This window comes from Streptomyces sp. Sge12, from assembly GCF_002080455.1.
Lineage (GTDB): Bacteria > Actinomycetota > Actinomycetes > Streptomycetales > Streptomycetaceae > Streptomyces.
The window spans coordinates 7,579,863-7,604,258 of the sequence record NZ_CP020555.1; the positions used below are offsets into that span (position 1 = coordinate 7,579,863).

Annotated in this window: 23 protein-coding genes and 1 pseudogene; 14 read left to right on the plus strand and 10 right to left on the minus strand. The window is 71.4% G+C overall.

The window, feature by feature from the left end; all coding sequences use genetic code 11:
- Positions 1 to 633 precede the first annotated feature (633 nt).
- From B6R96_RS33960 to B6R96_RS33990, 7 genes are all read left to right on the plus strand, one after another.
- Positions 634 to 930, plus strand: a complete 297-nt coding sequence (locus B6R96_RS33960) for a hypothetical protein (RefSeq protein WP_159396414.1) — start codon at positions 634 to 636, stop codon at positions 928 to 930.
- Between the two features lie 406 nt (positions 931 to 1,336).
- Complete coding sequence (locus tag B6R96_RS33965; RefSeq protein WP_079403547.1) at positions 1,337 to 1,705, plus strand: PRC-barrel domain-containing protein; 369 nt, start codon at positions 1,337 to 1,339, stop codon at positions 1,703 to 1,705.
- Positions 1,706 to 2,118: 413 nt separating this feature from the next.
- Positions 2,119 to 2,688, plus strand: a complete 570-nt coding sequence (locus B6R96_RS33970; RefSeq protein ID WP_237291723.1) for a 2Fe-2S iron-sulfur cluster-binding protein — start codon at positions 2,119 to 2,121, stop codon at positions 2,686 to 2,688.
- Positions 2,685 to 3,704 (plus strand): FAD binding domain-containing protein, encoded by a 1,020-nt coding sequence (locus tag B6R96_RS33975; RefSeq protein ID WP_081524648.1) that lies wholly within the window; start codon positions 2,685 to 2,687, stop codon positions 3,702 to 3,704. Before B6R96_RS33970 ends, B6R96_RS33975 begins: the two co-directional genes overlap by 4 nt.
- Before the next feature lie 34 nt (positions 3,705 to 3,738).
- Complete coding sequence (locus B6R96_RS33980; protein WP_081524649.1) at positions 3,739 to 5,850, plus strand: xanthine dehydrogenase family protein molybdopterin-binding subunit; 2,112 nt, start codon at positions 3,739 to 3,741, stop codon at positions 5,848 to 5,850.
- 96 nt (positions 5,851 to 5,946) lie between these two features.
- A complete protein-coding gene (locus B6R96_RS33985) occupies positions 5,947 to 6,447 on the plus strand; it encodes a DUF4232 domain-containing protein (RefSeq protein ID WP_159396415.1) in 501 nt (166 codons plus the stop codon).
- A 570-nt stretch (positions 6,448 to 7,017) separates the two neighbouring features.
- Positions 7,018 to 7,461, plus strand: a complete 444-nt coding sequence (locus B6R96_RS33990) for an SRPBCC family protein (protein WP_237291598.1) — start codon at positions 7,018 to 7,020, stop codon at positions 7,459 to 7,461.
- Here the strand turns inward: B6R96_RS33990 and B6R96_RS33995 are convergent.
- The 4 genes from B6R96_RS33995 to B6R96_RS34010 all read right to left on the minus strand — a co-directional run bounded on the left by B6R96_RS33995 (position 7,458) and on the right by B6R96_RS34010 (position 11,027).
- Positions 7,458 to 7,823, minus strand: coding sequence for a UBP-type zinc finger domain-containing protein (locus B6R96_RS33995; protein ID WP_081524651.1), 366 nt, complete (start codon positions 7,821 to 7,823; stop codon positions 7,458 to 7,460). The genes B6R96_RS33990 and B6R96_RS33995 overlap by 4 nt on opposite strands.
- 240 nt (positions 7,824 to 8,063) lie before the next feature.
- Positions 8,064 to 8,750, minus strand: a complete 687-nt coding sequence (locus B6R96_RS34000) for a DUF402 domain-containing protein (protein WP_107475633.1) — start codon at positions 8,748 to 8,750, stop codon at positions 8,064 to 8,066.
- A 338-nt stretch (positions 8,751 to 9,088) separates the two neighbouring features.
- Complete coding sequence (locus B6R96_RS34005; RefSeq protein ID WP_081524652.1) at positions 9,089 to 9,655, minus strand: hypothetical protein; 567 nt, start codon at positions 9,653 to 9,655, stop codon at positions 9,089 to 9,091.
- 160 nt (positions 9,656 to 9,815) lie between these two features.
- Positions 9,816 to 11,027, minus strand: coding sequence for a hypothetical protein (locus B6R96_RS34010; protein WP_081524653.1), 1,212 nt, complete (start codon positions 11,025 to 11,027; stop codon positions 9,816 to 9,818).
- Positions 11,028 to 11,147: 120 nt separating this feature from the next.
- Between B6R96_RS34010 and B6R96_RS34015 the strand changes: the two genes are divergently transcribed.
- A complete protein-coding gene (locus B6R96_RS34015) occupies positions 11,148 to 11,999 on the plus strand; it encodes a transposase (protein WP_443069997.1) in 852 nt (283 codons plus the stop codon).
- Here the strand turns inward: B6R96_RS34015 and B6R96_RS34020 are convergent.
- Positions 12,000 to 12,334: pseudogene (locus tag B6R96_RS34020) on the minus strand (BRCT domain-containing protein); the annotation flags it as partial.
- Positions 12,335 to 12,442: 108 nt separating this feature from the next.
- Positions 12,443 to 12,763: a hypothetical protein gene (locus tag B6R96_RS34025; RefSeq protein WP_081524654.1), complete on the minus strand. Its 321-nt coding sequence runs from the start codon at positions 12,761 to 12,763 to the stop codon at positions 12,443 to 12,445.
- Positions 12,764 to 13,375: 612 nt separating this feature from the next.
- Here B6R96_RS34025 and B6R96_RS37445 point away from each other — a divergent pair.
- Both B6R96_RS37445 and B6R96_RS37450 read left to right on the plus strand, forming a co-directional pair.
- The gene (locus B6R96_RS37445; protein ID WP_159396416.1) at positions 13,376 to 13,759 is read left to right on the plus strand and encodes a hypothetical protein; all 384 of its coding nucleotides are present in this window, start codon (positions 13,376 to 13,378) and stop codon (positions 13,757 to 13,759) included.
- A 226-nt stretch (positions 13,760 to 13,985) separates the two neighbouring features.
- Entirely contained in the window at positions 13,986 to 14,258 is a 273-nt protein-coding gene (locus B6R96_RS37450) for a hypothetical protein (RefSeq protein WP_159396417.1), read from the plus strand.
- A gap of 652 nt (positions 14,259 to 14,910) precedes the next feature.
- Here B6R96_RS37450 and secD read toward each other — a convergent pair.
- The 4 genes from secD to B6R96_RS34055 form a co-directional block, all read right to left on the minus strand.
- Positions 14,911 to 17,244: a protein translocase subunit SecD gene (gene secD / locus B6R96_RS34035; protein WP_081524656.1), complete on the minus strand. Its 2,334-nt coding sequence runs from the start codon at positions 17,242 to 17,244 to the stop codon at positions 14,911 to 14,913.
- 99 nt (positions 17,245 to 17,343) lie between these two features.
- A complete protein-coding gene (locus tag B6R96_RS34040) occupies positions 17,344 to 17,694 on the minus strand; it encodes a hypothetical protein (RefSeq protein ID WP_081524657.1) in 351 nt (116 codons plus the stop codon).
- A 331-nt stretch (positions 17,695 to 18,025) separates the two neighbouring features.
- The gene (locus B6R96_RS34045) at positions 18,026 to 18,205 is read right to left on the minus strand and encodes a hypothetical protein (RefSeq protein ID WP_081524658.1); all 180 of its coding nucleotides are present in this window, start codon (positions 18,203 to 18,205) and stop codon (positions 18,026 to 18,028) included.
- Positions 18,206 to 18,917: 712 nt separating this feature from the next.
- On the minus strand, positions 18,918 to 19,106 hold the full coding sequence (locus B6R96_RS34055; RefSeq protein WP_081524660.1) for a hypothetical protein: 189 nt from the start codon (positions 19,104 to 19,106) through the stop codon (positions 18,918 to 18,920).
- 678 nt (positions 19,107 to 19,784) lie between these two features.
- On the opposite strand from B6R96_RS34055, the gene B6R96_RS34060 reads away from it, so the two are divergent.
- From B6R96_RS34060 to B6R96_RS34075, 4 genes are all read left to right on the plus strand, one after another.
- On the plus strand, positions 19,785 to 19,976 hold the full coding sequence (locus B6R96_RS34060; RefSeq protein WP_081524661.1) for a hypothetical protein: 192 nt from the start codon (positions 19,785 to 19,787) through the stop codon (positions 19,974 to 19,976).
- Positions 19,973 to 20,710, plus strand: coding sequence for a hypothetical protein (locus tag B6R96_RS34065; protein ID WP_081524662.1), 738 nt, complete (start codon positions 19,973 to 19,975; stop codon positions 20,708 to 20,710). The genes B6R96_RS34060 and B6R96_RS34065 overlap by 4 nt, the downstream gene beginning before the upstream one ends.
- 104 nt (positions 20,711 to 20,814) lie before the next feature.
- Entirely contained in the window at positions 20,815 to 22,212 is a 1,398-nt protein-coding gene (locus tag B6R96_RS34070; protein WP_081525389.1) for an MFS transporter, read from the plus strand.
- Between the two features lie 89 nt (positions 22,213 to 22,301).
- Complete coding sequence (locus B6R96_RS34075) at positions 22,302 to 24,395, plus strand: helix-turn-helix domain-containing protein (RefSeq protein ID WP_081524663.1); 2,094 nt, start codon at positions 22,302 to 22,304, stop codon at positions 24,393 to 24,395.
- The last annotated feature ends 1 nt before the right edge of the window (position 24,396 follow it).

Sequence of the window (24,396 nt, forward strand, 5' to 3'; positions counted from 1 at the left end):
CCCAGCCCCTCGGACCTGCTCATCTTTTGCACCCCCACGCGTCGACCGGCGCCGACGAGACCGGGGCGCAGCGATCACTGTAAAGGGTGTTCGGTAACCCCTGTTGTCGTGGAGCCGGATGGGTCTGCAGGGCCTCTCGGAGGCTGCCCGTAGCCGGGACCGGACACGGCATCCTGGCTCGCGCCCCGGTCGACGACCACCTCGACGGCTGGGTACGGCAGGCGGTCACGGGCCGGCCGCTCCACGCCGAGCTCGGCGAAGGACGGGGGTGCGCTTGCCGTGGCGCCGGTGTTGGACGGCGAGCCGTACCCCGGTGCGGGAAGGGGTACGTCGGGGAGGTGTTCGTTTTGTCCTCGGCAGGGGATGCCGTCGCCCTGATGCGCGCTGTCGGCGAGTGGCCAGAACCGCATCCTCCTGGTGACAACCAGCGAGTCCCGGCGCCCGGGCCTCCGCCCGGGTACTGTGCTGCTGGCGGATCGCCCGACCGACGAGGGGACTGAGTCGTGCTGACCACCACGCATCCCCCGTAGGTACCTCTGGAAAGCCCGGAGGGCCCTACGGAGGCTTTCGATGTCCCGAACGGTCCGCACGACTCCCAGGCAACTCCGCGTCCAGGACGACGCTTCGGAGTCCATGTCTCTCTACGACCTGCGCTACACGCACGCCGAACTGGCCCGGGCCTCGCGCGAAGGCCGTCGCCCCGTCCCGGCGAAGACACTGCGCCGGATCACCTCCTGGCAGTGGATGGTGCTCGACTGCAGAGACGGCTCGTTCTCGACCGAGATCGCTACGGCGGAACGCCGGGCTCGGCTCCAGAGCCGACTTGAGGCTCAGCGGATCCGCGGACTGCACCACGGCGGCCACGACCTCGACGGCGCAGACATACCTCCGGTGCGCCACCGTCACGGCGGGCTCTGGGACGCTTGGTAGTCACGAAGCGCCCGGACTGACCGTCCCGCTCACCGCGGGCGGTGAAGAGCCGGAATGCCTCTTCGGGCGGAAGCGGGACGTCCAGCGCGGCGCTCAGGACACGACGGTTCACCCGGCCTCCAGGACGTGGGCGTGAACGTGGGCATCGGCGCCGCAGCCCCGTGCAACTCTGCCGGCGCGGGCGCGGCGTCGGGTGGTCGGCGTCGGGTGGTCGGCGTCGGGTGGTCGGCGTCGGCCGGTACCCGCTGTCCGGCTCACGGTGCGGCGCCCCTGCCCGGCCGGACGCCGCGGCGCGTCATCCCGGGTGCATGAGGCTGCGGGTGTGGGGCAGGCGGGAGTCCAGGTGAAGCAAGGGCTACGAGGACCGTACTCGTCGCCCACCGTCGACCGGAGGAGTGGTTTCCGCGTGACTGAGCATGTGTGGAGTTTCAAGTCGACCGCCGGCTACCTGGCCGGTACCGATCTGACCGGCTTCGAGGTCGAGGCGACCGACGGGCGCGTCGGCAAGGTCGACAAGCACTCCGACGAGGTCGGTGACGCTTATCTGGTGGTGGACACCGGTGTGTGGATCTTCGGCAAGGAGGTACTGCTCCCGGCGAGCGTCGTGGTCCGTATCGACGCTGCCGAGCGGAAGATCTACGTCGACCGTACCAAGGGCCAGATCAAGGACGCCCCGGAGTTCCATCGCGACCAGCACCTCGGCAACGCCGGCTACCGCGACGGCCTGGGCACGTACTACGGCATCGGTGTGCCGTTCGGCGGACCCCCGGCCTGAGCCGAAACGGCCCGGCGCGGCCCGCAGCGCCGGGCCGGCGTGGGGAAGGGGTCCGAACTCGACGAGTTCGGGCCCCTTCCCGTGCGGGGCGCGAGCGGCTCGGGACGCATCGCCGACCGTGTCCGAAAGGGGAGACAGCCGGCACAGGGGTCCCTCCGCGTGTGAACCGGACGGGGCCGGGCAGGCGCTGGTATACCCCTATTAGCCGGAAACGCCCCGGTGTATCGGAATCCCTTGAACCGGAACACCCCGGCCGACGCACGCGAAGGAGAATCGTGGCCGCGAGCGGAACCCCCTCCACGCATCGCACCGGCAGCGGCTCCGGGGCCACCACCGGCCCCGGGGCCACCACCGGCCCCGGGACCGCCACCGGAGCCGGGCCGCCGGACGCCGGCCACCGCTCGCGCGTCACCCTGCGCGTCAACGGCACCGACCACGTCCTCGACATCGACCACCGCGTCACCCTTCTCGACGCCCTGCGCGAAACCCTGGACCTGACGGGCTCCAAGAAAGGATGCGACCACGGACAGTGCGGCGCCTGCACCGTTCTCGTGGACGGCCGCCGCGTCAACAGCTGTCTGCTGTTCGCCGTCGCTCAGGACGGCTGCGAGGTCACCACCGTCGAGGGCCTCGCCGACGCCGACGGATCCCCGCACCCGATCCAGCGGGCGTTCCTCGCCCACGACGCGTTCCAATGCGGCTACTGCACCCCGGGACAGCTGTGCTCCGCAGTGGGCGTCCTCGAGGAAGCCGCCGCCGGCCATCCCTCGCACGTCACCGCTCCCGGCTCGGACTCCGGCCCCGTCGCCCTGACCCCCGAGGAAATCCGCGAGCGGCTCAGCGGCAACCTCTGCCGGTGCGGCGCCTACAACGGCATCGTCGACGCCGTTGCCGAAGCCGCGGCGGGCACCACCCCCACCGACCGTCCCCGCGACGCCCGCCCGGCCCCCGACGCCCGCCCCCACCCGGACGTGATCATGTGAAGCCCTTCGCCTACGTACGGGCCACCAGCCTCCAGGAAGCCGTGACCGCCTACGCCGGCCACCCGCGCTCCCGCTACCTGGCCGGCGGAACCAACCTGGTCGACCTGATGAAACACGGCGTCGAGACCCCGGCCACCCTGATCGACATCACCCGGCTGCCCCTGCACGACATCGAGCAGCTGCCCGGGGGAGGGCTCCGCATCGGCGCCACCGTCCCCAACAGCGACCTGGCCGCGCACCCCCTCGTACGCACCCGGTACCCCGCACTGTCCCAGGCCCTCCTCGCCGGCGCGTCCGGCCAGCTGCGCAACGTGGCCACCACAGGCGGGAACCTGCTCCAGCGCACCCGCTGCCCGTACTTCCAGGACCTGTCCAAGCCCTGCAACAAACGCGAGCCCGGCACCGGATGCGGTGCCCGCGACGGCGTGCACCGCGACCTCGCAGTCCTGGGCCACTCCGAGCACTGCGTGGCCACCCACCCCTCCGACATGGCAGTCGCCCTTGCCGCCCTCGACGCCACGGTCGAGCTGTACGGGGACGAGGAGGGCCCCCGGAGCATCGCGGCGGCCGACTTCCACCGGCTGCCCGGAACGCACCCCGAGCAGGACACCGTGATCCGCCCCGGAGAACTCATCACCGCCGTGGTCCTGCCCCCGCCGGCCCCCGACGCCGTCTCCCTCTACCGCAAGGCCCGCGACCGCGCCTCGTACGCCTTCGCCCTGGCGTCCGTCGCCGCCGTCCTGGAACTCGGGGACGGCCATGTGCGGCACGTCGCCCTCGCCTTCGGCGGCCTGGCCCACCGCCCCTGGCGGGCCACCACCGCCGAACAGCTCCTCACGGGCGCCCGGCCCACCGACGAGGCCGTGCGCGAGGCCGTCGACGCCGAACTCTCCCGGGCCCGGCCCCTGCGGGACAACGCCTTCAAGGTCCCCCTCGCCCGCAACCTCGCCCGCGACGCCCTCACGACCCTGGTCCGCGCCGCCGACGGCGGGCCCACCGCCGCACACCGCCCGTAGCCGCCCGCCCCACCGGCAAAGGAGCCGTCCCGCCATGACCGCCCTCGGCAGCCCCGCACCCAGGCGGGAAGGACACGACAAGGTCACCGGAGCCGCCCGCTACGCGGCCGAACACACCCCGCCCGGTTGCGCCCATGCCTGGCCCGTCCCCGCGACGGTCCCGCGCGGACAGATCCTCGCCGTCGACGACACCGCCGCCACGGCCCTGCAGGGCGTCATCGGCGTCCTCACGCCCTTCAATGCACCGCGCCTGGGGCCCGCCGAGGACCCCACCCTGCGAGTGCTGCAGGATCTGCGCGTCCCCCATCGCGGCTGGTACGTCGCCCTCGTGGTCGCCGACACCCTGGAAGCAGCCCAGGACGCCGCCTCGCGGGTCCGGGTCCGCTACGCGGGCGAACCGCACGACGTGACCCTCAGCGCCGACCACCCCGACGCGTACACGCCGCAGGAAGCCAACGGCGGCCACCCGGCCCACCGGGAGCAGGGCGACCCCGACGCCGCCCTGGCGGCCGCCCCCGTACGGGTGGACTGCGCCTACGCCGTGCCGCCCCTGCACAACCACCCGATGGAGCCGCACGCCGCCACCGCCGACTGGGACCCGGCGAGCCGCCACCTGACCGTGTACGACTCCAGTCAGGGGACAGGCCCCGTCCGCGCCGCCCTCGCCTCCCTCCTGGAGCTCCCCGAGGACGACGTCACGGTCGTCTCCGAGCACGTCGGCGGGGGCTTCGGCTGCAAGGGCACCCCCCGCCCGCACGTGGTCCTGGCGTCCATGGCCTCCCGGCGCTACGAACGGCCGGTCAAGCTCTCCCTGCCCCGTGCCCACCTCCCCGCGACGGTGGGCCATCGCGCGCCCAGCCTGCACCGCGTCCGCCTGGGCGCCCGCACCGACGGAACCCTCACCGCCCTCGTCCACGAGGTCACCACCCACACCTCCCGCATCCGGGAGTTCGTCGAGCAGGCAGCCGTACCCGGCCGCGTCATGTACGCCGTACCGGACGCCCGTACCACGCACCGCGCCGTCGCCCTCGACGTCCCGACGCCCTCCTGGATGCGCGCACCCGGCGAAGCGCCCGGCATGTACGCCCTGGAGTCGGCCATGGACGAGCTTGCGCAAGCCCTCGGCATGGACCCGATCGAGTTGCGCGTGCGCAACGAGCCCCGGGTCGAACCCGACAGCGGCCGTCCCTTCAGCAGCCGCCACCTGGTGGAATGCCTGCATGAGGGCGCCGAACGCTTCGGCTGGGCCGCCCTGCGCACGCCGCGGCGCGACGGTCCGCTCCTTCTCGGAACCGGGGTCGCCGCGGCCACCTACCCCGTCCTCGTCGCCCCCTCGACCGCCCGCGCACACGCCCGCCCCGACGGCAGCCACCACATCGAGATCAACGCCACCGACATGGGAACCGGAGCCCGCACCGTCCTGGCCCAAGTGGCCGCCGATGCGCTGCAGGTACCCGTCGACGACGTCACCGTGGCCATCGGCCACACCGGCCTGCCCTCCGCCTCCCTGGCGGGCGGATCCTCCGGCACCGCCTCGTGGGGATGGGCCGTCCACGACGCGTGCGCCGCACTCGTGGCCCGCCTCGAACAGCACCGCGGGCCGCTGCCGCCCGAAGGCCTGTCCGCGTCCGCGGACACCACGGCATCGGCCAAGCAGAAATCCCCCTACGCCCGGCACGCCTTCGGCGCGCACTTCGCCGAGGTCCAGGTCGACACCGTCACCGGCGAGGTCCGCGTACGACGGCTGTTGGGCGTCTTCGCCGCCGGGCACATCCTCAACCCCCGTACCGCACGCTCCCAGTTCAAGGGCGGCATGGTCATGGGGCTGGGCATGGCGCTCACCGAGCACAGCACAACGGACGCCGCCTTCGGGGACTTCACCGAGAGCGACCTCGCCGCCTACCACGTGCCTGCGCACGCCGACGTGCCGGACCTCGAGGCGTACTGGATCGACGAACACGACAAGCACCTCAATCCGATGGGCAGCAAGGGAATCGGCGAGATCGGCATCGTCGGCACGGCCGCCGCGATCGGCAATGCCGTCGCCCACGCCACGGGACGGCGGCTGCGCGAACTGCCCCTTACACCCGACCGCGTGCTGAGGGCCCTCGCCGGGCCAGACTCCCCCGGGGCACGGGGCAGCTGAGCGGGCACGCTTGGCGAGGGCCGTCGCGGGTAGGCGCGACGGACATCAACCACGAGCCGGCGTCCACGTCGGCACGATCGATCGGGGTGAGTCCTGGTGAACATCACACGCACGGCGGTTCCCGCCCTCTTGTCCGCGGCCGTGGGGACCACACTGGTATGTGCCGTTCCGGCAGCCGCGGCCCCCGGTCCCGCACCCGCGCCCGCGAGCTCCTGCGCCGCCGGTGACCTGGACCTGGCCGTCGGAACACCGGACCCCGGCGCCGGCCAGCTGTACGTACCGCTCGGCTTCACCAACATCGGCGACCGCTCGTGCACCCTGCTCGGCCACCCCGGTGTCAGCGTCCTGAACGCGGACCGGCAACGCATCGGCAGCCCGGCCGACCGCGAAGGCACGGCGTCAGGGCCCGTCACCCTGGCGCCCGGGCGCAGCGCGACGGCCGTCCTCCACACCACGAACGGGCCCATCGGCGGCCCGTGCCTGGCCCGAGGCACCTTCCTGGCGGTCTACCCGCCCGCCTCGAAGGACGAGGTCCTCGTCAAGGCCCCCTTCCAGATCTGCTCGGACCGCTTCACGGTGGGGCCGCTCACGGCCTGACCACCGAAAACGGCGCCTACAGCAGGACCCCGCCGCGGGCGGGGGAGCCGCACCGGGCTGCTGCCCGGGATCGACCTCGTCGGCCGCATCCCCGCCCACCCGCGTACCCGTACCTCGGCGCCGGCCCGGTGGGCGTGGCTGCTCGACGGTGGCTTTCGGGATGCTGCTGGCTAATGAGCCGGGCCAAGCAATAGCTCGGGCCCTACTTGCATACGAGGAATTCTCCGGCTTGCTGAACCGTGCGATCGGAGCCTGGCTCGTCCAACCCAGCCTCTTCGAGATACCCGAATACCAGATACAGGAGAACGTCACGCCCGACCTCCTTGCAGCGTTTCACGGGTGGACGCCATCCAGACCCGGCAGGCAGGGGCTCGCGGTGCGCCTCGATCGCGCAACGGAATCCGTCCGGTGGAGCGCGGGAGCGTCTTCCGGTTTCGCCCCCCGTCCTCAGCCCTGCCGGGATATTCACGGACCCGGCCGTCGATCGTGCATCCATCCGCGGGTCCTTCGGGGAAGTAGTACGTCCGCGGAACATCGATTCGGCCTCGCGGGGCCGGTAAGGGGTCGGCTGTGGCGATCACCGTCCGGAGGGACATCCTCGTCGGGCTTCCTCTCAATGATCTGGTTGCCTACCTGGAGGACTTCTCCCGAACCGAGGAATGGGACCCGGGCACGGTGCGGTGCGTGCGGGTCGGTGAAGGACCGGTTCAGCAGGGAACCACGTGGCAGAACACTTCGCGCTTCCGTGGCCGGACCAGCGACCTGCTCTACCGGCTCGTCTCCAAAGAGCCGGATCGGCTGCTGTTCGTCGGTGAGAACAAGACCGTCACGGCCACCGACGACCTGAGTTTCCGGGCCCGCTCGGCCACGACCACGCTCCTCACCTACACGGCGTCCTTGCGGTTCAAGGGATGGGTACGCCTGGCCACACCCTTCCTGCGTCCCGAATTCGACAGGCTGGCCGACGCGGTGGCCGACAGACTGCCTTCCGCAGCAACCGTTCGCCGCGGTTAGTGCGGCTGGCGCCGTACGTGCCCCGATCCGCCGTGGCCGGACCGGACGAGGAAGGCCTCGTCGGTGAAGCACCAGGCCCAGTCCTCGTCGGACGCCAGGGAAAGGGCGACCGGGTGTCCGCTCAGCACATGGTGACCATGGGCGTGCATGCCCCGCGAACTGTCACAGCATCCGACGTAGCCACACGTCACGCACCGGCGCAGCCGCACCCAGCGCCAGCCGCGCGACACGCAGTCCGCGCAGCCGGCCGACGGAGCCTGCGGTGACGGCTCGTACGTCGCCAGGAGCCCGATATGAGCGCATGACCGCCCCTGCGGTCGCCCGCCGTCGAGCCCGACCCGCCAGCCGGGGCCACCTGCCATCGCCACCACTCCTCAGCCCCGCCCGCACCCGGTCCGTGCCCGGCGCAGCTCCGGGCACGGAGGCTTTTGCCTCCCCTCTCCTTTCGGTCGAGGTGTACGAACGGATGCATCCACGGCTGGGGAATCGTCCGCGCGGGCGCGCAGCAGGGTTCCGGAGACTGCGGTGCCGAGTTCTGGGTTGACGCTGATGACGACGATGACGCGGTCTGGGCGGTGCACCACCACCGTCCGGCCGACGGTTCAGGCGCTCTCCGACGCGACCGTCTCCGCGAGCGGAACAGGTTGCGGAAGGCGTGGCGCGGGCCAGGCCGGCTCCCACCGCCAGACGGCCCACCGGTCTGCGGCCGCGAACGGGCCGGAGCGGTCGGCCACCATGCCGAGCACCTGGGCGCGGGCGTCGTCGACGGCTCGGTGCTCGGCGTCGGAGACGATACCGAGACGGCGCACGTGCGCGTACTCGTCTTCGTCCTTCCACTCCCAGCGGGTGAGGTCGGGGGCGATGAGCAGGTCGACGGTGAGGTCGAAGGTGTCGAACCCGGCCTCGGTGCGGCGGGTGGGGTGCTCGAAGTTGACGTACCAGTTCCGCAGTCGGCGCCCGTCGCTGTCGGGGACGTAGAAGGCGTTGACGCTGAACCAGGCCTCCGGGGGCTTCCACAGCAGCAGGTCGGTCTCCTGCCACACCGCGGCCACCAGATCCCACCGGCCGGTCGCCATTGCCTCGAACGCCTCCGTTCGCACCGAGCGGTCCCCGTCGTCGCGGGCCTTGGCATACAGGGCGGGCCAGCGGACCTCCGCTCCGGGCGCGCAGGCGGCCACCAGCGCCTCGTCGGTGTCGGCGACAACCCGTAGCGCCTGCTCGCTCCACACCCGACCCGTACGGTGCACGTCGCGCCGAACAACCGTCCGGCCTGCCTCGAAACGGCGCACGCCATCCTCCTCTGTCGGCTGCGGCCGGGATGTCCGGCCGTCGTGCCCACCGAAGCGCGCCCGGACCGGATGGGCAAGCTCCTGTCCGACGGAACGGCCCTTCGCCACGACATGGGCACAGCGCGCGACTCGTACGGCCGCCGCCTTCGCGCGGTGGGTGCGGCTGGTCCACTGCCAGTGGTGGCGGATCACATCCTCGGGATGGACCGCGACGCGACGTGAGCCCGCGGGTGTCGATATCGAGAGGGAAAGGACCTGCGGCCGGTGCTTGGAGAGGCCCCGAAACCGGTGGGCAGCGACGGGCCGAAGGCCCGCTCGAGACCCACCTGCCCAGCCGTTCAGCCTCGCGGCCCCCGGGTCTCCTCCGCACGGCGGAAGGCTTCCTCGCAGGGCTCGGTGGAGCGCCTGGCGACCAGGGTGGCGGTGTTCAGGAGGCCACCGTTGTGCAGCTCCAGCCGCCAGGAGCCGCTGCTCAGGGCCACTTCCGGGAAGGGACTCCCGCGGCGGGCCACGACCTGCCAGCCGCGTTCCTCCAAGGCGGTCTCAAGCGCGGCCAGCCGGGCCTCGTCAGCGGGGCCGTCGCCGGTCCAGTCCGCGATGCAGTCGGCTGTTCCGTGTCCGTCCTCGTCCCCGTCCCCGTCCCCGTCCGAGGGGTGGACCGGGCCCGCAGCAATCCCGGCCGCCGCGGCAGCAGCGGCGAGTTCCGCCGAGACTGCGGCTTGCGAGGGGTCGCCCGCGGCACGCAGCGCGGCCTTCGACGACGGTTCCCGGATCCAGCCCTCGCCGGCGGGGTACTCGTCGGCCGGGGCCGTCATGAATGCGACCCCGCCGACGACGGCGCCGGTCGCGAGCACCGCGATCAGCGCCCACTTGGCGCCGCGACCCCGGCCCACGGTCCTGCCCATGTGTCCCCCACCTCGTGCGACATTCCGGAGCGGGATGTTCCGGCGCAGACACAGGCTAGTTCCGGCACTTCACTGACCACCCACCGGCATACGTGTCTCCTGCTGGACGACCACGCCCGTGCTCAGCGGGAGCGGAGCAAGCGCCTCGACCGGCCGTGTGTCAGCTCGGGCGCTCGTAGTTGGTCAGGACGCAGCCCTCGACCTGGGCCTTCTCCAGCCGGTAGCCGGCCGGCGCGGTGAAGCCGGTCTCGCAGTTCAGGTACAGGAACTGGAGCTGGTACAGCCCGCGGCGGACGTTCGCGTTGTTGGTCTCCACTGCGATGTTCGTGCCGACCAGCAGCTTGCTCGCAGTGGCCTTGAGGCGCCCGTCGTCCTTCAGGTCGGCCAGCTGCGCCGCCTTGGCCTTGGTCTGGAGGGTCTTCATGTCGGAGACGGTGTCCAGCCAGTTCAGGTTGTGCGCGCGCTGCTCCCCGCCGAGCTGGCCGCAGACCGCTCGCTGCTTGACGCCCCAAGCGCTCGCGGGGCCGTCGACGACCGGCATGTAGTCGATCGACTGTACCTGCTCGTCGGTGACCTTCATGCTCGTGCAGTCGACCGTGTGGGGGCTGACGAGCTTCTTCAGCTCGGCGATGCTGCCGGCGCTCGGCAGGCCCAGGCTGCCGGTGGACGGCTGGCCCGGCTTCGCGGCTCCCTCGGTGGAGGGGTCACGGACCGCCCCGCGGTGGGGGCTGCCCTGGCCGTCGGGGCTGTTGACGTAGTCGGTGAGGAAGCAGCCCTCGACCAGGGCCTTCTCCTTCTTGAACCCCTCCGGGACGAAGACGTCGGGGTTGCAACTCAGGATGCGCAGGTCGGAGTTGGGCGGGTCGACCAGGGACACGGCGGTGGCGGTCCTGAGCGCGGTCAGGGCGAAGGTCTTGCCCACGACCGTGCGGCTGGCGAGGTCGGTGTCGTCCCGGCCCTCGGCGAGCAGCTTCGCGGCGTTGTCCTTGGCGGCCTGCTGGAAGGCCTTCATGTCCGGGGTCAGGAAGAGGACGATCTCGCCCCGCGCCTTCTTGTCCGTGCAGACGCCGCGCTCCGTGATGCCCCAGTCCCCGGTGCCGATGAAACCGCTCAGCGGCACCCGGCTGTCGGTCGGGTCGGGGCTGAGGTTCTCGCAGGACGTGTACTGCTGTACGTGGGCCTGCGCCCCGGCCAGCGTGGCGGGCGCGGCGCCGGCGCCGGCGGCCGTGGGGGAGTCGCCGGCGGCGCCCCGAGCGCTCGCGGAGGGGCTCGCGGCGGGCGGGCCCGGCTTGGCGGAGTCCTCGCAAGCGGTGGCGAGGGTGGTGAGCGCGGCGAGGGCCGCGGTCGCGGCGGATATCCGCTGGAGGCGCATGGGTGTCTTCCGTCGGCTGGACACGGCACGGGGGGATGGCGTGCCCATGCTACTAAGGCCTGCCTGAAAATTGATCTTGTGGCAGGTCGAGGCGAGTTGACGGAGGCGGCGTGGCAGTGGATGGAGCCCTTGCTGCCGCAGGTGGATGGGCGTGGTCGGCCGTGGCGTGATCACCGGCAGGTGGTCAATGGTGTGCTGTGGCGGTTGCGGACCGGGGCTCCGTGGCGTGACCTGCCCGAGCGGTATGGGCCGTGGCAGACCGTCTATGAGCGGTTTGCCCGCTGGAAGGCGGACGGCACGTGGGCAAGGCTGTTGGAGCATGTGCAGGTCCGCGACGACACGGAGGGCCGGGTGGAGTGGACCGTCGCCGTCGACTCCGCGATCAACGTGTTCACCAGCACGCCGCCGGCGCACGTAAAAGGGGGCTGCGGACGAGGACGAACTGGAAGATCCGGTCGGCTCGCAGACGGGCCAGGCCCTCGGCCGGTCCCGAGGCGGGCTGACCACCAAGGTCCACCTCGCCGTCGACGGCCGGGACTGCCGCTGTCCATCGTGCTCACGCCCGGCAACGTCGACGACGCCACCGCATTCGGTCAGGTCCTCGACGGGGTCCGCGTTCCGCGAGCCGACACCGGCCGCCCACGCACGAAACAGCCCCGAGTCCTGGGCGACAAGGCCTACTCCAGCCGAGCGATCCGGTATCTGCTGCGGCGTCGGGGCATCGCCGTCGATCCCCGAGCGCCGCGACCGAACAGCCAACCGCCGCCGCCGAGGGCGCCTCGGCGGCCGGCGGCCCGCCTTCGACAAGGAGCTCTACCGCGTCTACCGCGACCGCAACATGGTCGAACGATGCTTCGCACGCCTCAAGCAGTTCCGCGCGATCGCGACGAGATTCGACAAGCTTGCCGACCGCTACCGTGCCGGCGTCGTCCTGGCCTCGCTGATCCTCTGGCTCCGCGAACCAGCCCGTGATCATTCGTCAGACACTGCCCAGGCCGCGGGGAGAAAACCGGCGACGATGGCCACGAATTCCTCGGGGGCGAGGATGCGGATGCCCAGTTCCTCAGCCTTGGTGCGCTTGGAGCCGGCCTTCTCACCCGCCACCAGGAGGGTGGTGCGCTTGGACACCGACGACGATCCCTTTCCGCCGGCCCACTCGATCAACTCGTTCATCTCGTCCGGGACAACGCCGCGAGAGGGCCGGTCATCGAGCCGGTCACCACGACGGCCTGTCCGGCCAGCGGGCCGCCCGCCGGCTCCTCGCCATCGGTCACGTCGTTCGCGTCCGCCGGCGGCCGCGACAGCGGACCGCACCTGAACGTCCGCGGCAGCTCGGGCACGGTGAACATGTGGCTGAAGGACTACCGACCAGTCGGCCCAACCGTTCAACGTGCGGGCCCGCAAAAGGAAGCGATTCAGAAAGGGACGGCGGGCTGTGTGGGGCGGCGGAGGGCCATGGCGAGCAGGGGCGAGAGGTAGAGGAAGAGAACGGAGAGGGTGAGGCCGACGACGCCCAGGAGGATGGTGGCGTGTAGTCCGATGACGTTGGCCGTCACGCCGGCCATCAGTGCGCCGAGCGGTGCAACGCTCCACTGGATCCAGCGAATGGAGGCCGTGACCGGCCCGGCCGGGGCCGCCGCACCCGGGCCGACGTCTTCGAACGGCTCGCCGTCATCGAGGAGCCCGCCGCCGAGCACCGCCGAGCGGCGGCTGCCCAGCACGACACCGCTGAGCACATCCTGCGCGGCAGCGGCCCGAAGGCCTGACCAGCAAGGAGACCGTCCAGTGAACGTGCCCGTACAGGCCCATCTTCCTGTACGAGGTCGAGGGCGAGCCGGAGCCGACCCCGCTGACACGCCGTACGCGGTGCTGGAGTTCGGCCCGCGCGGTTGCATCCGACGTCGCGCTCTCAGGTGACAGCCGTGCAACGCACACGGAGGTGCAGGATGAGCGGCGTGGTGCACCCGCGCATTGCACCCACACGGGCCGGGGAACACCAACACGGTGGCTGCGGCCGCATCCGGGTTCCTAATCGACCTCTGAGGCGAGTGACTCGCGGTCGACGCCCGGCCCCGACTGACCCGCTGACGAGAGACCGACTTCCCGGCAATCGCCGAGAAGTCGTTCCGGGCCCTCGATGCGCCTGTCAAGTCCCGAGGGCTAGTGGCATGACGGGGTTGTTGCCCGTAAGGCTCACTTGAAGCACGGGTTCACGCAGGCCCAGAGACCCGCCCGCACCATCCAGAAAAGCCAGAGCGACGCTTTTCGAGGGACATGGACCCCCTACCGAAAGGCCGTAGACGCCGATCGGAAACCAATTCTCAATTTCTCAATTGGAGGTAATTTTCATGGCTTCGTTCATGGGAAATCCCATCATGAATGTAACTCAGACGACAGCGAATTTTTTTGAATTTGTCGTCGAATACACCATGCAATACAGCCAGACGGAACTGGGGTTCCCGGAGGGGTTCGCACACAGTTTGGCCCTCCGTGAGAGCGACGACGGTGAAATCTTCGGCGGCGGCGATGACGACTTGATCAATATCAGAGTGGAAACCTTCCGTCCCACGTCCAGGTTTGAGACTCGGACCTTCACATTCTCAGCTTCCGCCGAACGGCTCGGCACAGAGTCTGGCGGCGAAGAAATTTATGCCGTGGTACACCATCGTCGAAATATAGATGGTGTCGCGAGTCAAACCCGTAGCACGGCAATCTTTCCATTCGCCGTTTGAGATGACGCTAAAGCCTTGACGGTCCGTGGCCCATGCCCACGGACCGTTTCGGTTCCCCGGTTCAGGAGAAGCACTCACCCGCCCGACAACGCGGAGCCTCGGCCTAGGCCAGAGGGCGTACCAGCCCGCACCCGGGACACCAGGCGCCGGTGCCGTCTGGCGCGAACGGCAGGCACACCCGCCGACTTGACCGCGCCGCGCGGTGCCGGGAGGAGCGGGGGTCCGGGTGCCGGCGAAGGCCAATGCAGTGGCCTTAGGGATCGCCCAACGCGTCAGACGCGATCGTCCTGTCCCGGAAGGACTGGAAGGCGTTCCAGCTGGCCTGAGCATCGTCGGCGAGCAACTCGCCGTTCGAGCAGTCGACGGGGCGGCAGCCAAGGGCTCTGGAGATGCGGAAGATCACGGGCAGCACGTCGTTCTCACCGCCCCGGACATGGAGCATGACCGACTCGACGGGGTCGTGCTCGCCGATGCCGAGTCAGATCACCTCAACTCCTGACTCCCCCTGAGGCACGGTGACGCCCTCCTCCACAGGCCGTCACCGTGTCGGTCGGCGATGTCTCCAATTGGAGACATCGCGCTCCGCGCTTCTAGCGCCCTTGTGTCCGAGCCGGAGGGGGTCATCCCGCCCCAGGGCCGGAGCACGGATCCGGCCTCGGTGTCCTGGCAGGACCGAACGCCCTGTACGAGGCGATACGGCTGCACATGTCTGCGGAACACCGGGAGGAGCTGGCCATGCTCCTGATCGAGAACAACCCGGGGAGCTAGCAGCGCTCGCGTCGACTTGCGTTCGCGGACACAAGTCAGGCTCTCCCAGCGCACAGGCAATGCCTCTGCTGGAGCAGCCAAACCGAGCAGCCAGAACGGACACGCGCCTGCGCCGGCCGCCTGCCATCAGGTACTTAGGGCCGCCGCTCAGCGGCGGCCCTAGCGGTTCCGTCGTACGCGCCTGGGCGCGGTAGAGGGTGCAGCCGCCGAGGCCGAGGTGCTTGGCGATGGTGGTGACGGGCTCGTGGTCGTCGCGGCGGCTGCTCCCCGGCATCGTGCCGACCGGGCCTCCACGGAGCGTGGCCGCGGTTGTCGCAGCTCCGTGGAGGCCCGGTGGGCGTGTGATGGAGGCCGCCCCCGACCTCAGTGCCGTCCTCGCGGGCTCAGACGACCGCCCCCGTCCCCCTCTCCTTCTTCCTCTGCGCCTCCGCGGCGCAGCGGTCCCGTGCCGGTGGTGGTGGCGGGTTGCGGTGTTCCAGGGCGATCGCTATCGGGACCGCGGTGAAGATGGTCGAGGCGATGCCGACCAGGACGCCCGCGATCAGCGCCACGGAGAAGTCCGCCAGCGAGTCGCCGCCCAGTACCGCCAGTGCGGTCAGGATGAACAGGGCTCCCATGCCCGTGTTCACCGTGCGCGGGAGCGTCTGGACCACCGCGTGGTTGGCCGTGTTCTCCAGGTCGCCTCGGGGGTCCCGGTTGCGCGCTTCGCGGACGCGGTCGAAGACGACCACCGTGTCGTTCACGGAGTAGCCGATCACCGTGAGCAGCGCCGCCAGGAAGACGCTGTCCACCGGCCGGCCCAGCCAGGCGAACAGGCCCACCACGAGGAGGACGTCGTGGACCATCGCAGAGACTGCCGCTGCCGCCAGGGTCCAGCGGAACCGCACGCTGAGGTAGACCAGTTGGGCGGCCACCGCGATGCCCAGGGCCAGGAGCGCCTTCTGGCGCAGTTCGCTGCCGAGGCTCGGGCCGATCTGTTCGTCACGCTCCACCGTGACGGTTCCGCCGGGCTTCTCCAAGGCCGCCTTGACGCGCTGCTGTTCGTCGTCGGTGAGCTTCTCCGTGCGTACGGTGATGTCGCCGTCGCCGGACTCCTGCACCACCGCGCGCGGGAACCCCGCGTCGGACACGGCGCTGCGGGCCGTGTCCGCGTCGACGGACCTGCTGGTGCTGTACTCGACGAGGCGGCCGCCGGTGAACTCCACGCCGAAGTCCAGGCCTCGGATGAGGATTCCTGCGACGGCCACCGCCACCAGGAGCGCGCTCATGCCGAGCCAGCGGCGACTGTGGCGGACCAGGTTCGGGTTGCGGCGGGACAGCCATGTGCGGACCCGGCCCGTCGAGGCGATGCCCGTCAGACCGGGGCGCTTGCGTACGAAGCTGCGGGCGACGGCGAAATCCGCGAGCGCGCGGGTGATCACGAGCGCCGTGAGCATCGATGCCAGGACGCCGATGCACAGGGTGACCCCGAAGCCCTTGACCGGGCCCGTGGCGAAGAAGAACAGCAGTCCCGCGGCGAGCAGCGTCGTCACGTTCGAGTCGATCACCGCGCTCCACGCCTTCGCGAAGCCTGTCTTCATCGGCTTCGCCAAGTCCTTGGAACGGACGCCCAGGTACTCCTCCCTGGCCCGTTCGAAGACCAGGACGTTCGCGTCCACCGCCATGCCGATCGCCAGGACGAACCCGGCGAGCCCCGGCAGCGTGAGCGTCGCGCCGAGCGCCACCAGAGCGGCGTACGAGATGAGTCCGTACAGCGCGAGAGCCAAGGCGGCGAGCGCGCCGAGGAGCCGGTAGACGACGGTGATGAACAGTGCGGTCAGGGCGATGCCGATGAGCGCGGCCTTGGCGCTCGCCTCGATCGCGTCGGCGCCGAGCGTCGGGCCGACCGTGCGCTGCTCCACGACGTCGAGGGGCACCGGCAGCGCGCCGCCCTTGACGAGCGCAGCCAGCTCGCGCGCCTCGGCCCGGCCGAAGCCGCCGCTGATCTGCGTGGAGCCGCCGGTTATACCGGTCCCGCACCGCACGTCCGCGGTGACGCCGGGCGCCGAGATGATCTTGTTGTCGAGGGTGATCACGACGCGGCGTTCCGGAGCGCCCTGAGGCGCGCAGGCCGCGTCCGAGGTGATCTTCGCCCAGGTGTCGCCCGCACCCTTGCGGAAGTCGAGGGAGACCATCCAGCCGTTGAGCGACCGCTGGTCCAGGACCGCCTCCGCGTCCTGGACCCCCTCGCCGGTGAACGCGGTGGGGCCCAGCTTCAGGTGGTTGCCCGGCTGGTCCGGGTCGGGCAGGGTGCGCGATCCGTCGGCCTCGGGCATCGCGGAGCCCTGGTCGGCCGTCGCCCCCGTCACCGGGTGGACCGTGAGCTGTGCGGTACGGCCGATGACCTCGGCGGCCTCGCGTGGGTCCTGCACCCCTGGCAGTTCGACGATGATCCGTTTCTCGCCGGAGCGGGCGATGCCGGGTTCGGAGACGCCGAGGGCGTCGACGCGCTGCCTGAGGACCTCCAGAGCGCGGTCGGTGGATGCGGCGTCGGCCTTGACGGTGGGTGAGTCCCGGGTCTCCAGGACGATCTGGGTGCCGCCGCGCAGATCGAGGCCGAGGCGGGCGGATTGGGTGAGGCCGATGTAGAGGGACAGCGCGACGGCCGCCAGCGCGACGATCACCCTCCACAAGGATGGACGGGACAAGGGTGGCCGGGACAAGGGTGCGCGGGACATGCGTACTCCACGATGAGGGCAGGACGGAGGGACGCGTGACCGGCCCCGCGCGGTGTGCGCCGGGTCAGAAGGGTCAGGCGTCGATGACGGTCTGCGTGCTCATCGGTGGGGCGGGCCGCGCGGGGCAGCGGACTCGGCCGGCCTGCGCGGCGGCGCGAGTGTGGTGACGGGACCCGTGTCGGGCCCACCCAGGGCGCGGCGCGGGGCCGTGTCGACGGCCGGACGCGCGGGGCCCGCAGGCTGCGGGCCCGGGATGTGGGCGTCAGGTCGGTGCGTGACCGCGACATGCCGCGCCGGGACGTCGTCCGGTCCTGCCCCTTGTCCGGCGTGCCCCGACCCCGTGTGGTGGACGAGCGGCCTGTCGGCGGGCATGGGCATGCCCTGCGCCCCGGCCACCGGGACGAACAGCACGAGGACGGTGACGACGAGGGTCAGCGCGGACGCGGCCAAGCACGCGGAGCGACTCCGTTGCGGCACGCGCCCCCCATCCCTTCGGTGCTCGCCGGGTGCACACGGCGTGGCCCCGCCCTGCTCAACGTACGGGGCGCCCCGGTCCGTTCCATGTCCTCGGCAGTTCTTCGGAAGCCGAAGAACTTCAGCAACAGCGCGAAACTCAGCCGGTTCGCCGTCCCCGACTTGCTCCGAAGCCGCTCCTGGTCCTCCTCCCACTCGCTCAGGAGGCTGATCGAAGTCCTTGCCGCAGCAGCGCTGCCCCCGGGAGCACCCCGGGGACGCCACCTGCCCCTCTAAGAAGGCGATCGCCTTGCAACCGTTTCCGGGCTTAGGGTTCGAGCCCTTCTAGCCAGGTCATCACGTCCAGGGACTGCTCGAGGGCTGGTGAGAGGTAGGGGTTCGCCTCGGCCAGGGAGCGGTAGTGACCGGCGGCCTCTTGGATGGCGGTCAGGCCCTCCTCGCGCCGCCCCACCGCACCCAGGTCGACGGAGAGGTTGTTGAGGGCCATGGCGAGGTCGGGCAGGTGGGCGTCCGGGTCCGCTATGGCCAGGGTGCGGTAGTCGCGGGTGAGGGTGGTGGCGAGGCGGGCGGCGGTGGTGGCGAGGCGGTGGCTGGTGCGGGGGAACCGGCTGTACAGCGCGTCGAGGTCGTCGAGGGTGGTTGCGGGGTCGGTGGTGAGGTTGTCGAGCGCGGTGGTGAGGGGGGTGGGTGGGCCGCTGCGAGCGCGGTTCGCAGTGTGTCCATACCCAGGCCGGGGGTGAGGCCGCGGGCCGTGGCGCTTCCCTGCCAGTACCGGGCTTCGTGGCCGAGCAGCCGGTCCTCGACGTCCCGTACGTCCTCTTCTCGTCCGGCGCTGTCAGTGGGTTCGGTCCGTGCGGTGTCGAGGAGGTCGGCGAGGGCGGTCATGTGGAGGGTGAGCGCATTCCCGTAGGCATCGTCTTCGCCAAGGTGCCGTGGCGGCTGCAGGGCTTTGGCGGCGGCGATCCAGTCGTGGCCGGCCAGGCTTGGGACAGCAGGGAGTGCGGTGGCGAGGGCGCGGGCGGCGTCGAGGTAGTGGCCGACGCGCCGGTCGGGTTTGCCCTCCACACACGGCGCACCTGTTGGCCGGCTAGCCAGGGGCACCGCCATGCCCCCGGGGCGCCCGGATCGAGAAGCTCCGAGCCGAGGAGACGTGCGCGGGATGGCTGAAAGGTACGAGACGGCCCTGGCCGGGCCACTGGTTACGGCTTCTTCCGGCGGTACCGGGTGAAGGCGGAGACCAGCTCTGCCAACGCCCGCACCAGGGCGACGATGTCGTTCCGGTGCGCGCGGCACAGAGCCACGACGCAGACGACGGTCGCGCACAGGAAGCCGGCGGGCAGAACAAGTAGGGCGAGCGTCATCGAGTCGAGCAGCATGTGGTCCTCCATCGGCAGAAAAGGAAGGAGGCTCCCCGCCCAAGCGGGACGGCAGGGGGCCTGCGCGAGAGGAGCCACCGAGCCGCGCAACCCCGTCGTAGGCCTCGGGCGTCCGGGCGCTTGCGGTGGTCCCAAAAGGCGTCAACGGAGTCGATCTCGCACACAAGAGGGAGCCGAGGGGATTCTTGATCGACCCCTTCCCTCTTGTTATGGGGGAACTTGGGGCCGATCCGATACTGGGGAGGGCTGCGATTTCGGATGGGATCACGGTCTACCGGGGGGACGCAGTGGGACCTTCTGCTCCAACCCACCTCTTTGGACGAGCCGAGTGTGGGCGGCCGGGCTCCTGTTCGATCATTGCGCGCTGTAATCACTGCGAGAGGCTCACGCCAGCGCCGGATGGTGATCGACAACGATCGAAAGCGCTCGTCGCACGTAGATCGCTTGCCAACTCTTCGGTCCTGCTGTGCCTCGAAACTGCAGCTTTCCGGCTACGCCTTGAAGGTGCTGTAGGCGCGGGCAGAGCACGGAAGACAGCTCGAAGGGCGGGTGCGACTTCCCAACTTCAGAGCGAGATCAAGTACAGGGAATGTACGAAACCACCTTTGACTCCCCCTGGCCGCCATCGAGGACGAGCGCACTGGGGCCGAGCTCGGCGCGGCCCGTACGGAGACCGAGCAGCTGCAGCGCGTGGTGTCGGCGTTCGCCCGCTACCTGGGCCAGTCCCGGCCGGACTCGATGATCTCCGACGAGCTGCGGTCGGCTCCCGAACCGGTCCGCGCTCCTGTGCCCCGGCAGGTCGAGCTGGACCAGGCCCGCGACGATGCCGCAGCGGCCCTGAACAGGCCCGGCGCACCGTCTCGTCGCGGGCAGCCCTGGTGAAATCGCCGTCGGCCCAGCCCTCCCTGCGCCACGACGCCGAGGCCGAGGCCCGCCGCACCCCCGCACCGGCGCCTGAGGGACGCCGTGGCGAGGGGGCACCGATCCCGCCGTGGAAGGAGCGCCCGTACGTCGGGCGCGGCGACGAGGAACTCGCCGGCACGATCGCCGCCTGCCTCGCCGAGACCAAGCGGTACGAGGAGAAGGCGGCTCAGGCCCGAGAGGGGCACGGAGCCCTGCGGGTGCGCCTGGAACAGGACCTCGCCCAAGGGGCGACCCGCGGGGGCCGCTGGGCCCAGGAGGCCGGAGCCGTCCTCGACTCCGCCATCACGCACCTGACGACCGCCATCGAGGCGGCCGGCCGGGCCCGACAGGCCGACGAACAGGCCACGCAGGCCCGCAGGATCCTGCCGGGTATTGCCCGGCAGCTCGAATCGTCCTGGATCGCCCTCCGGCTGGCTGGCAGCAGCAACGCGGAGGTCAGCAAGCTCCGCGAGCACTACCTCGACATGACTCTGCCGTCCGCGGTACCGGCGGCGCTCGTACGGTGGTGCGTTACGGCGACGGCCGGGAGCGTCGCTTTGTACCAGTGGTACCGGTGCAGCCGCCATCCTGACGTGTCGAACAATCGCACTGTCGCGGGTTCATCCGCTCCGCCCATCGCCGGTCCCCGCAGCCTCCCACGACCGCGACCGCGCGAGGCAGATGTGTCGGTGGTGTGGGTGTGGGGCACATAGAAGGCCACCTCATTGTGATGGCCCGCCACATATGCCCCCGACCTGCTGACTTCTACGTTGTGGCGACACCGATCGTCCCCGCAGACCCCCTGGAAGTGGTGTTCATGGCCTCCTCCGAGACCGCTCCCCCGACCGCCGGATCCATCAAGAGAATCGTCGCCGCCAGCCTCATCGGCACCACCGTGGAGTGGTACGACTTCTTCCTCTACGGCTCGGCCGCCGCGCTCGTCTTCAACGAGCTGTTCTTTCCCGGCAGCGAGCCCCTGGTCGGCACTCTCCTCGCCTTCCTCACCTACGCGATCGGCTTCGCCGCCCGCCCCCTGGGCGGCCTGGTCTTCGGGCACTACGGGGACAGGATCGGCCGCAAGAAGCTCCTCGTCCTCAGCTTGCTCCTCATGGGCGGCGCCACCTTCGCCATGGGTCTGCTGCCCACCCACGCGAGCATCGGCGTCGGAGCCCCCGTCCTCCTCACCCTCCTGCGGCTGATCCAGGGGTTCGCGCTCGGCGGGGAGTGGGGCGGGGCGGTGCTGCTCGTCTCCGAGCACGGGGACGACCGCAGCCGCGGCTTCTGGGCCTCGTGGCCCCAGGCCGGGGCGCCCGGCGGCAATCTGCTGGCCACCGGGGTACTCGCCCTGCTCGCCGCCGTCCAGTCCGACGCGGCCTTCCTCGCCTGGGGTTGGCGGATCCCGTTCCTGCTGTCCGGCGTGCTGGTGGTGATCGGCCTGTGGATCCGGGTGTCGGTCTCGGAGTCCCCGGTCTTCCTGGAGGCGCAGGCCAGGGCCGCCGAACGGGCCGCCGCCGGGGTCAGGGCCAAGCCGCCCGTCGCCGAGGTGTTCCGGACGAACTGGCGCGGAGTCCTGACCGCCGTCGGCACCCGCCTCGGCGAGAACATCTCGTACTACGTCATCACCGCCTTCCTCCTCGTCTACGTCACCAGCCACCTCGGGCTGCCCAAGAGCGACGGCCTGAACGCCGTCCTCATCGGCTCCGCCGTCCACTTCGTGACCATCCCGGCGTGGGGGGCGCTGTCCGACCGCGTCGGCCGGCGCGCCGTCACCCTCATCGGCTCGGTGGGCATGATCGGCTGGGCGTTCGCGTTCTTCGCGCTGCTGGACTCCAAGTCCTTCCCGGTGATCGCCGCCGCCGTGACCGTCGGGCTGCTCCTGCACGGCGCCATGTACGGACCGCAGGCGGCCTTCATCTCCGAGATGTTCGACACCGAGGTCCGCTACTCCGGCGCCTCCATGGGCTCCCAACTCGCCTCCATCATCGGCGGCGCACTCGCCCCGATCATCGCCGTGGCCCTGCTGCGCGACTACGACTCGTCCCTGCCCATCTCCGTCTACCTCGCCGCGGCGGCAGCCGTCACCACGCTGACCGTCCTGGTGGCGAAGGAGACCCGCGGGCGTAGCCTGGCGCGGGAAGGCACCCCCGTACGCACCGCGGTTCCCGGCGCCCGCCGGGCCGCGGCCGGGCACGATCCGGTGCCCGCCGACAACTGACCCGACCCTTTGCCATCGGACCTCTCGGGGCGGCACGGCTCGACCGGTGCCGCCCCTGGTCCGCGTCCAGCCCACGGAGAGCACCCCCGATGGTCACCAGCGAACGCAGCGGAGACAGCGAAGACAGCGAACGCAGCGGAGACGGCGGCGCGTTGCTGCGGCTGCGCGATCTTCTGGACCTGCTCGACCGGGGCGCGCCCGCCGAGCAGTTCACCCCACCGCCCCCGGCCGGTGCGACCGAGCGCGGCGGACTCTCCGACGCGGACGCGGCCGTACTCGCGGACGCCACCCGGATCGCGCTCCGCATCCGCCGCACCCTGAGCCAGCACCGTCGCCGCGAGGCCGAACTCGCCGCGCTCTTCGACACCGCCGGCGACCTGGCCCGGCTCCGGGAACCGGACGCCGTGCTGGGGGCGATCGTCCACAGGGCGAAGCTCCTCCTCGGCACGGACGTGACGTACCTGTCCCTCAACGACGAGGAGGCGGGCGACACGTACATGAGGGTGACGGACGGTTCGGTCTCCGCCGCGTTCCAACAGGTGCGCCTCGGCATGGGGGAGGGGCTCGGCGGGCTGGTCGCGGAGACCGCCCGCCCCTACTCCACCGGCGACTACCGCGACGACCAGCGCTTCCGGCACACCAGGAAGATCGACACCGCCGTCACGGAGGAGGGCCTGCGGGCCATCCTCGGCGTCCCGCTGCGCCTGGGCACCCGGGTGATCGGCGTCCTGTACGCGGCGGACCGCACCGCCCGCACCTTCACGCCCGACGAGGTCGCCCTGCTGTCCTCGCTGGCCGACCACGCCGCCATCGCCATCGACGGCGCCCGCCTGCTGGACGAGACGCGTACCGCTCTCGTCGACCTCAACGAGGCCTCGCGGACGATCGAGGCGCACAGCGAGGCGATGCGCCGGGCCGAGGACGCCCACGACCGGCTGACCGACCTGGTGCTGCGCGGCGGCGACGCCACCGACGTGGCCACCGCCATCGGCACCGTCCTGCAGGGCGGCACCCTCGTCCACGACGCCGAGGGCGCCGAACTCGCCCGGGTGGGCACCGACGCCGGGCCGCCGTCCGTCGAGGCCGTCGCCGCGTCGCGGGCCGGTGGACGGGCCGTCTCCGTGCACGGGACCTGGGTGTGCGCGGTCCTCGCCGGCCACGAACTGCTCGGCAGCATCGCCCTGACCGGCCGCGCCGACCTCGACGACGCCGACCGCCGTCTCTTCGAGCGCGCCAGCCTGGTCACCGCCCTGCTGCTGCTCCTGCGCCGCTCCGTCGCCGAGACCGAGGACCGGGTACGGGGCGAACTGCTGGGCGACCTCCTCACCCGGGCCGCCGACCCGGCCGGGCTGTCGGCGCGCGCCCTGCGGCTCGGGGTGAACCTGGGCCGCCCGCACGCGGTGTTCGTCCTGCACACCGGGGCCGTACCCCGGCCCCGGCTGCTGGCCGCCGCCGCCCGCCTGGCCCAGGCGCGCAAGGGGCTGGCCGGGCTGCACCACGAGGACGTGGTCCTCGTCTGCCCGGCCGAGGCTCCCGGCGCGAGCGCGCCCGCGAGCCCGTCCGCCGGCCCCGACGCGGTGCGAGGTCCCGGTACTGGTACCGGCACCGGCCCGGCCGCCGCACGCCTCGCGGGCGAGCTCGGCCAGGTGCTCGCCGGTCCGGTCACCGTCGGAGCGGCCGGCCCGGTCACCGGCCCCGCGGACTTCGCCGACGCCTACGCCGAGGCCCGCCGGTGCCGCACGGCACTGCGCACCCTCGGGCGGGAAGGCACCGGGGCGGCCCTGAGCGACCTCGGCTTCCTCGGCGTGCTGCTCGGCGACCAGACCGACCTGGGCGGCTACGTCGACCAGACCCTGGGACCGGTGCTCGCGTACGACGCGAAGCGCGGCACCGACCTCATCCGCACCCTCCGGGCCTACTTCGACACGGGTACGAGCCAGTCCCGGGCCGCGGAGGCCCTCCACGTGCACGTGAACACCGTGGTGCAGCGCCTGGAGCGGATAGGCAGCCTGCTCGGCCGTGACTGGCAGCGCCCCGAGCGGGCGCTGGAACTCCAACTCGCCCTGCGCATCCACCGGGTGAGCGCCCCCGACGCCCCCGACGGCAAAGCCGGCGGCAAACCCGACGGGGACCGCCACGGCGACCCCGCCGGAACCACCGGCCCGGGCGACTTCGCGGCGTAGC